This window comes from Microcoleus sp. OTE_8_concoct_300 (genome assembly GCF_031383065.1).
Taxonomy (GTDB): domain Bacteria; phylum Cyanobacteriota; class Cyanobacteriia; order Cyanobacteriales; family Microcoleaceae; genus Microcoleus.
Genome location: NZ_JANMZH010000638.1, coordinates 1 through 7964, shown reverse-complemented (window position 1 = coordinate 7964; position 7964 = coordinate 1). Strand labels below are relative to the sequence as shown.

The following is a 7964-nucleotide window of genomic DNA, read 5'->3' as shown; positions in this document are numbered from 1 at the left end:
AAGTTTGTGAGATGGGCGTCCCGCCCGTCCATTTTGGACGGGCGGGACGCCCATCCCACAAAAACAATAAAAATTGTAAGGTCTTTAAATCGCGATCCTAACCCGACTTAGACTTCAGCAAGTGTAGGTCCCTACCGATGGAATTCGGGAAAAATCTAGAGAGCGATCGAGATTTTTCCCAATCAAGTCTTTTAGTTACTGTCTAAGTGTCAGCAAATTTTCTGCTATTTCGGTTTCGGTATCGGATATTTTTCCGTAGGTATTGCTGATCAAGCAAAATTCCCGCTCTCTGGGACAAAGATCTACGAATTTATTAACTACCCGTCCCTGCTGCTTCCCATCCATACTTATTTGCCAAATTTTCTCAATACTATTAAACTTAAAATCCTGAATCATGCGCTCAAATTTAGAATGGGTTTTGTGCAGATTCACATAACTTGTGAAGGAACGAGAAGGCTTCATTTTAAGCTTAGGATGGTGCGCGTCGAATTCCCTAGGATGTAGGTAAACTAATGCTGGTTTTCCTTGATTGTTGAGCTGCGCGATCCCAGCAGCGATCGCAGAATAGGGTGCGAGGCGAAAGTAACCGCCTCCAAACAAATACACTTTTTTATTGAAGAGTGTAGTCGGAGTTACTGGAATTTCCAGAATTTTGTTTCCTAGGGGCGTGGTAAGCCATACTGCCTCTCCTGAAAACCCCGGCAACCCACCATGATTTCTGCTCATGGGAAATATCGAAGCATCATACTGCAAACCTAATTCTACGAGAATGTCTAATGCCCACAGAGATGAATTAGCGATCGAAAAACCTGGAGCGCGATATCCCAAAATCGGTCGTGAAGTAATTCGTGCCAACACCTCCAGAGAGCGAGCTACATCTCGACGGAACTCGTTCGGAGTTAAATTGTAAACTAGTTCGTGGCTGTAGCCATGAGTACCAATTTCATGACCTTGCCTTTCTATTTCTCGGACTAAATCTGGAAAATGTTCGGCAACCCACCCCAGAACAAAAAATGTTCCTTTGGTGTGATGTTTGTTAAGTAAATCCAAAATCACCTGTGTGTTTTTGGTAACTTTACTTTCCAGTTTCGACCACTCTTCGATGCTTGGCGTTGAATCAATATCTAAAATGTGAAACCAATCTTCGATATCCATTGTTAGGACATTTTCTACACTGGTTTTTGGGAGATTTGCTGAGGGGTGTAACATATTTTTTTTCCTGGTTGTAAGTTTACAAATCTGTAAAAGGGTTTTGATAAATGTTTATTTTCTGTTTTAAAGCCAGCCCTAAAAAAGGTGGGTCGTCGATTAAATAGCGTTTCCAAAGTCGTCCGGGTTCACTTAACAATCTATAGGGAGTTTCAAGTCCGGCATTACTCATCCATTTCGGCGCTCTTTTCTTATGACCAGCTTCAAAGTCAATTGTGCCACCTATGGCTAAAAATATTTTGACGCTGTTCAGCTTTTCTTTGTATTTAATAATCCATTTTTCTTGCTTGGGTGCACCAACCCCTACTGCTAATACGTTGGCTCCCGATTTTTCAATTAAATCAACTATCCGAGAACATTCTTCTTCTTTTTTCTCAAATCCAAAGGATGGCGAATGTGCCCCAACTACCATCTCTCTTCCCACTTTGAAGTTAATATTTTCCTGAGCTTTTTGAGCGACTCCGGGTCCCGCTCCTAGCAAAAACATTTTGATATTTGGGTTTTTTTTATGATACTGATAGAATGTTGGGAAAAGATCGGAACCTGAGATTTTTTCTTTAATGGGTGTTCCTAAAAACTGCAAGGAATACATTAATATTTGTCCATCACAAACTCTGTAGTCTGCCATTTTATAAGCATTGTAGAACTCTCGATCTTTTTGTAGGATCATTAGGTGATCTATATTTGGGGTAAAAACAATACCACCTCTTTCGTCAAGTTGCTGCAACAGTTCTCCTGTAGATAAATTATCAATAAAAATATTGAGAATTTTAACTTTTTCCATTTTTTTATTTGATCGGCGTATAAAGCAATGTAAATATCAAGAAACTTACTTGGAGATTTTTTGGGTTCTCGATTATTTTTAAATAATTGCTTTTTAAGTCTCTGTGCCAACATCCTACACTCTTACTGTCAGTAATGGAATCCGCAATCGCCAAGCTTTATCAAATCTTTAAAATAATAAGCTTATTAAAAATACTTATATTAAAAATGTTTATAATCAGTTTAATTTATAACTAGCTCACAGGACATGGTTCCGCCATTAAGTTTTGGTCATATTCTGTCAGTTTAAATAATCTTTAATATCATTTTTGTCAAGATATGACAAAGTTTCCATAACTTAAACGTATAGAATTTGGGAATCGATCGAAGAATTTGCTTCATCAAATCTTTACAAAAGATCCGTACAAATAGTTGGTGGGGAGGGGAAAATTATCAAAAGTTAGATTGTGAAGACTTATAAAGTTAGATTGTGAAGACTTATGTAGTAAAAGATGTTGCATAGATCCTAATTGTGATCAAGTCGCCAGCATTCTCACCCGATCGCCCTTTTCACTATTTTTTAGGCCGAGTCCAACACCAAACGATCGCACCCGCGATGATACCGATGGCGCAACTCAGAAAAAACGAGAATGCAAACGGATGCAACTCGATTAGAAGTGGGATTTGATGGTCTTTTACCGTCTCAAAGAGTTTGTCTGTGCCGCTGGATGCTGCGATACCACCGGCTGCTAAACCTACGCCGATGGCCCCAATTTTTCTTTCTAGGCGATCGGATCGCTTGTTCTCTGTTTGCTCGCTTTCGCGGAGTTCGATTTGGTTCTCGCGATCGATCCGCGCTTGTTCTATTTCTACTATCCCTCGAATTGAGGCGACCGCCTGTTCGATTAAACTCGTTCCGTGTCGGAAATATCCTAAGTCAGCCGCAATTTGCGATCGGATATGAGGCGCACTTTTTATACGGAAGCGATTTAATATAGATAGTTCTTCCTCGTCGGTTTCAATTATAACACATATTTTTTGCAAATTCTCACTGTAATTGTAAAGATTTATGGCAACTGTATTATCAAACTCTTCGAGTTTCTGCAGCAGGCGAGTATAAGTTACAGCTTTGCTAAAGAGTTGCTTTAACTGTTACTGCAATTCCAGCAATTGGGAGGCAGTTAATACAGTTCCTCGCGCAAATTGCTGCTGCAAATTATCCATATTTTTCTCAATGGTGCGAAATTCTGTATCAAGTTCATCGTAAATCTGGCGGCTGTCTTGAAAAGCTTTGATGATTTTGTTGCGGTGAAATAATAGCTTAAATATTTCATCTTGGCAAGTGTTAAAATCTGCGTCGGTTTTTTCGTCGCAAAGCAGCCAGACAAGCAGGTGGCGATAATTGGCAATATCGCTAACTGAACCGTATTCAAAAATCGGGCTACCAAATAGTTTACCCGATCGGTAGAATGTAGGGGGAGAATCACCGGAGAATAAACTATCGCGGCATTTATCGGCGAGGGGTTTGAGGGAATCTAAGTTATCCGGTGGGGTTTGGGTAAGCCATGCGGTAATTATCAGAGTTTGCCCTAAAAAGTGGTCATTGCCGCCGATGAGTAAGGGTTGATTTGGGTAAAATTTCTTGAGGAAACTTACCTTTATATTATCGGCGGTGCCATCTTCCCGACAACCTATATTTAAGCATAAACCATAACTATCGTCAATTCGGATCGGTTGGACAAAACCTTCGATCAGCGGATTGCGGGTGCTAAAGTGGAGGGGAGTATTTGAAAGTAAATCCTCGAAGTAGCTGTGAGAGTTTGCTGGGAAAACTAGATGCGGTGTTAGTCTTTCATAGGTATAGGTAACTTTTGCCATAATCTTGTCGCATTGTTGCCACAGAGGATTATCGCGGCCCTGGCTGTCATTGTACAGTTGGAAAGCGTATAAGTAAACATTGGGTGCAGAAATGCGATCGGTCATGTTAAATTGGCGACTGAGACTTAGAAAGCCGATTTCTGATGATATTGGGGGCCCAGAAACCGGGTTTTGAACAGGCAGGATGCCTGTTCCACAAGAATTATGGGAGATGTCTTATGTAAAATTCACTCTCTACGAGTAAAGTTGCCAGCATTCTCGCGCAATTTCCCAGTCTTCCTGCGTGTGAATTACCAAAACTCTCGCTGCTGAATCTACTGCCGCAATATCTTCATCAACTGGCGAGTGTTGATTCTTTTCCCGATCCAATTTCAAACCGAGAAATCCAAAAGCTTCGCAAGCCGCAGCCCGCACAACAGCGGAATTTTCCCCGACTCCCGCCGTAAAAATCAAAGCATCTAACCCTCCCAAACTCGCCAACATTGCACCAATTCCGGCGCGCAAACGGTGAATGTAAATATCCAATGCAAGTTGAGCTCTCTCATTACCTTGGGTAATGGCTTTTCCAATCTGCCGCATATCGCTAGATACCCCAGAAATCCCTTTTAAACCAGAATTTCGATTGAGAATATTATCTAATTTTTCAGAAGTTAAATCCGATCGCCTTAACAAATGAATTATAATCCCAGGATCGATCGCACCCGATCGACTTCCCATCATCAAACCATCCAAAGGCGTAAAACCCATCGTCGTGTCAACACTCCAGCCCCCGCGAATCGCCGCCAGAGAACATCCGTTGCCCAAATGACAGCTAATCAGCCGCAAATCGGTCAAATCGCGGTTGAGAATTTGAGCCGCCCTGCGCGCGCAATATTGATGGCTAATGCCGTGAAAACCGTAGCGGCGAATCCCGTCTTCCAGCCATTCGTAGGGGCCGGGATAAACAAAGGCTGCGGGTGGCAATTGGGCGTGAAAAGCTGTATCAAATACTGCTACTTGTGGCCGATTTGGGAGGATTTTTTCCAGGGCTTCGATGCCTTCGAGGTTGACGGGATTGTGTACGGGTGCGAAGACAGATAAACGGGCGATCGCTTCTTTAACATCCGGCGAAATTAACGTACTTTGCTGATAGTCTTGTCCGCCATGTACGACGCGGTGGCCGACAATATCAATCTCGGTTAAACTATTAATAACTTGAGTTTTACCCTGCCACAGAGTCTCCAGCATTCGAGAAATGACCGCTTCGCGAGAGTCTGAGGGGCATTCTTCCTCCTGTTCAGTTCCCGAGGCAGTTTCCACCTTCAACTCAGCCACACCTTCGCGGTGATTCCAGTCAATTTGCGCTTCCCAGAGGGGTTGCGGCGGGCGATCGGGCAGGACATCGTTTAACTCGTAAAGACAGCTTTTTTGACTGCTAGAACCCGCATTTAACACCAATATTTTCATAGCAAACTCAACCTCAAGTACCGGGCAAATTGCGGAGGTTTTCATCCATGTACGATCGATCGCCCAAAACTTCCAGCAGCGGCCCGCGCACATCAAACTTGACAATACTGACAGAAGCTGCTAAAGCGCCAATGCGATAGCGATAACGTCCCAAATCAATCCCCAAGAGACTGCACAGAATAATTCTAATAGTCGCTTTGTGCGAGACAACCAAAACATTACCGCTTTTGTACTTTTCCTCAATTTCTGCGATAACTAAGGACGATCGGCTAGCAATTGCCACGGAAGTTTCGCCGCCATTCGTCGGTGCATTCCAAGCAGGTTCAGTCAGCCAGTTAATATAATCTTCTTCGTAGTCTTTTTTGACCGCTTCTACTGTTTTGCCTTCCCACTCACCGTACTTAATTTCCCTCAGTCCGTCGCGAAGCTGCATTTCTATTCCCACAGCATCGCACAAAGGTTTTGCAGTAGCAATTGTGCGTTTCATCGGACTGACATAAACAGCATTCCAAGGCAATTTTGCGTAAGTGGCGGCAAACTGTTCTGCCATTTGAGAACCTTCGGGGGTTAATTCTGGGTCGATAGCGCCGCAGAAGCCGCCTGTTTTGCTGTAAGTCGTTTCACCGTGTCGTAGAAAGTAGATTTTTAAGCTCATGAGTTAATTGTGTGTGAATTTTACTATGTTAGCAAAAAAGTGTAAAAAACTCCTTCAAATCATCGAGTGCAGGATTATCCCAATCCCAAATATCTTTTTTGTGTTCCATAACATACTCAAACCCATGCATACTGCATTTCTTTTCAGCTTGTTTCCGATCCTGCTTTGAGCAAGTATCATACCTGAGATAGTTGTTAATCCAAAATTTATCAAAATCTTTCTGCTTGATTTCCTTTCCCTCCTTTTCTTTTATGCAACTTCTCCAGCTATCCAAACAATCAGCATAAGGTGATTCTCTAGCCTTTATTGCCTTTAAAAGCGTTTCCAGTTCGCCTTTACCTTCAAAATTTGTAAAGTAACAAGCCAATTTGGCTTTTGTTCCATAATCTGTACAAATATCGATAAATTGTTTAGTGCTTGACAAGCTTTCAGCTTGAAACACTTGCTTTATACATCTATCTACGAATTTCAGCCGTTCTTGCTCTGAATAATTATCAATATCGATAATTATTCCAATCTTTTCGATATCTTTTCGGTCAATCTTTCTTATTAAATTTTTTAAAGCTTTGATTAACTCTGTTTCGCTCAAGCCTTCCAAAGGTTCATAATCATCTATATAAATAGGTTTTTCTACCTAAATATCGCAGTTTAGTTTCTCAACCATTGCCTGCATAAAAAATTTATCATTTTTACTTTCTACTATGACAATATTACTCACCTCTCACTCCTTCTTGATGCTCAATGGCATAACTAAGAGTTTCCAAATCGAGCCGACTTCCGATTATTTGATTTGTTTTGAGTTTCCTTGCTAGTTCAAAATATGCGCTGCTGCATTCCTGATTTGGTTCTAAACCCACATCAGCAAATGCTTGCAGCATCTCTAAACTGTGGGTTGTAGCAAAAATCTGCGTATCCAGTTCAACCGCCAACCGAAATAACACTCTCCAAAACTCCCGCTGACTTGTATGGTGTATGCCATTTTCTATCTCATCAATTAGCAGTATTTTGTGTTCGCTGTTTACCAGTTTAAGGATTATTTCTGCAACTCTGTTAATGGCATCTCCAAACAATGATAAAGGCAAACGCTTTTCGCCTTTCCTTCTCAAGTAAAGCGTGGGTTCCCCGATCGAAAAACTGTCTACTGATTCTATTGAATAGTCGAGAATTTGAAAAGCTTTCAAAACTTCGCTATCTTTTTCCTTCAAACGCGCCAGGTCAAATAGTTCCGTGAGATTCCTTTCAAAAGACCTCATACAAGATGGAATAAAAGGCGGTTCTTTAACATTAGGACGACTGCCAAACCCCATTTTTTTTGATGAAGTAGCTATTGCAACGGAATTAACAGTTTCTTGATTGTATCGAGTTAATTTAATATTTAGGACTGACAAATCATCTTTATCCTTCAAGAATAACTCTCTTAATCTTTCTACATTTGTGTCTGAGAAAATATTGTCCACATTTCCAGATTCATCTAACCAAATTTCTATTTTATCTACGACATTACTTTCATCTTTTCCATGAATTACTATAACTGCGTCTTTGTTGAGGGAATAAAACAAGTTGTCCCATTCCCTTTTATATATTGATTCTATTGATTCTATCCATTCTGAGGATTCTGACGATGCTGACGATTCCATTCTCAGCTTTTTTAATGCGAATATACTTCTACCGTCGGGATCGTTATAGAGAAAGATAGCTTCTACCAAGGCTGTTTTGCCAGCATTATTTTTACCGCCGATTAAATTGACTCTTTCAAACCCCGAAATTTTGATTTGCTCAAAACACCTAAAATTTTCGATTTCTATTTCTTTCAGCATTACCGATCCTGTTGAATTAATCTAACTCATCTGCGTTAATCTGTGTTAATCTGCCTGTATCTGCGGTTAAAAAAAGAGAATTTGTTAACCGCAGATGACAATGGATTAACGCGGATTCACGCAGATGAAGAACCGATCCTGTTGAATTAATCTAACTCATCTGCGTTAATCTGTGTTAATCTGCCTGTATCTGCGGT

8 protein-coding genes are annotated in these 7964 nt (G+C 41.0%); all 8 read right to left on the bottom strand.

Going from position 1 to position 7964, the window contains the following annotated elements:
* Nucleotides 1–195: 195 nt before the first annotated feature.
* The 8 genes from ACUVJL_RS29010 to ACUVJL_RS28975 all read right to left on the bottom strand — a co-directional run bounded on the left by ACUVJL_RS29010 (nt 196) and on the right by ACUVJL_RS28975 (nt 7767).
* Complete coding sequence (locus ACUVJL_RS29010; RefSeq protein WP_445249012.1) at nt 196–1209, bottom strand: XrtA system polysaccharide deacetylase; 1014 nt, start codon at nt 1207–1209, stop codon at nt 196–198.
* Nucleotides 1210–1231: 22 nt separating this feature from the next.
* A complete protein-coding gene (locus ACUVJL_RS29005; RefSeq protein WP_445249011.1) occupies nt 1232–1993 on the bottom strand; it encodes a WecB/TagA/CpsF family glycosyltransferase in 762 nt (253 codons plus the stop codon).
* A gap of 551 nt (nt 1994–2544) precedes the next feature.
* The gene (locus tag ACUVJL_RS29000) at nt 2545–3015 is read right to left on the bottom strand and encodes a hypothetical protein (RefSeq protein ID WP_445249010.1); all 471 of its coding nucleotides are present in this window, start codon (nt 3013–3015) and stop codon (nt 2545–2547) included.
* A 108-nt stretch (nt 3016–3123) separates the two neighbouring features.
* Nucleotides 3124–3954, bottom strand: a complete 831-nt coding sequence (locus tag ACUVJL_RS28995) for a hypothetical protein (protein ID WP_445249009.1) — start codon at nt 3952–3954, stop codon at nt 3124–3126.
* A 129-nt stretch (nt 3955–4083) separates the two neighbouring features.
* Nucleotides 4084–5295 carry an acetate kinase gene (locus ACUVJL_RS28990; protein WP_445249013.1) on the bottom strand — a complete coding sequence of 404 codons (1212 nt, stop codon included), beginning with the start codon at nt 5293–5295 and terminating at the stop codon, nt 4084–4086.
* A gap of 13 nt (nt 5296–5308) precedes the next feature.
* Nucleotides 5309–5950: a histidine phosphatase family protein gene (locus tag ACUVJL_RS28985; RefSeq protein WP_445249008.1), complete on the bottom strand. Its 642-nt coding sequence runs from the start codon at nt 5948–5950 to the stop codon at nt 5309–5311.
* A 28-nt stretch (nt 5951–5978) separates the two neighbouring features.
* Entirely contained in the window at nt 5979–6539 is a 561-nt protein-coding gene (locus tag ACUVJL_RS28980; RefSeq protein ID WP_445249007.1) for a DUF3226 domain-containing protein, read from the bottom strand.
* A gap of 121 nt (nt 6540–6660) precedes the next feature.
* The gene (locus ACUVJL_RS28975; protein ID WP_445249006.1) at nt 6661–7767 is read right to left on the bottom strand and encodes an AAA family ATPase; all 1107 of its coding nucleotides are present in this window, start codon (nt 7765–7767) and stop codon (nt 6661–6663) included.
* Nucleotides 7768–7964: the final 197 nt, after the last annotated feature.

What these genes read in the sequence shown, in the direction of transcription:
- ACUVJL_RS29005 (WP_445249011.1), bottom strand. Translation starts at nt 1,993, where the DNA reads ATGGAAAAAGTTAAAATTCTCAATATTTTTATTGATAATTTATCTACA.
- ACUVJL_RS28985 (WP_445249008.1), bottom strand. Translation starts at nt 5,950, where the DNA reads ATGAGCTTAAAAATCTACTTTCTACGACACGGTGAAACGACTTACAGC.
- ACUVJL_RS28990 (WP_445249013.1), bottom strand. Translation starts at nt 5,295, where the DNA reads ATGAAAATATTGGTGTTAAATGCGGGTTCTAGCAGTCAAAAAAGCTGT.
- ACUVJL_RS28975 (WP_445249006.1), bottom strand. Translation starts at nt 7,767, where the DNA reads ATGCTGAAAGAAATAGAAATCGAAAATTTTAGGTGTTTTGAGCAAATC.
- ACUVJL_RS29010 (WP_445249012.1), bottom strand. Translation starts at nt 1,209, where the DNA reads ATGTTACACCCCTCAGCAAATCTCCCAAAAACCAGTGTAGAAAATGTC.
- ACUVJL_RS28995 (WP_445249009.1), bottom strand. Translation starts at nt 3,954, where the DNA reads ATGACCGATCGCATTTCTGCACCCAATGTTTACTTATACGCTTTCCAA.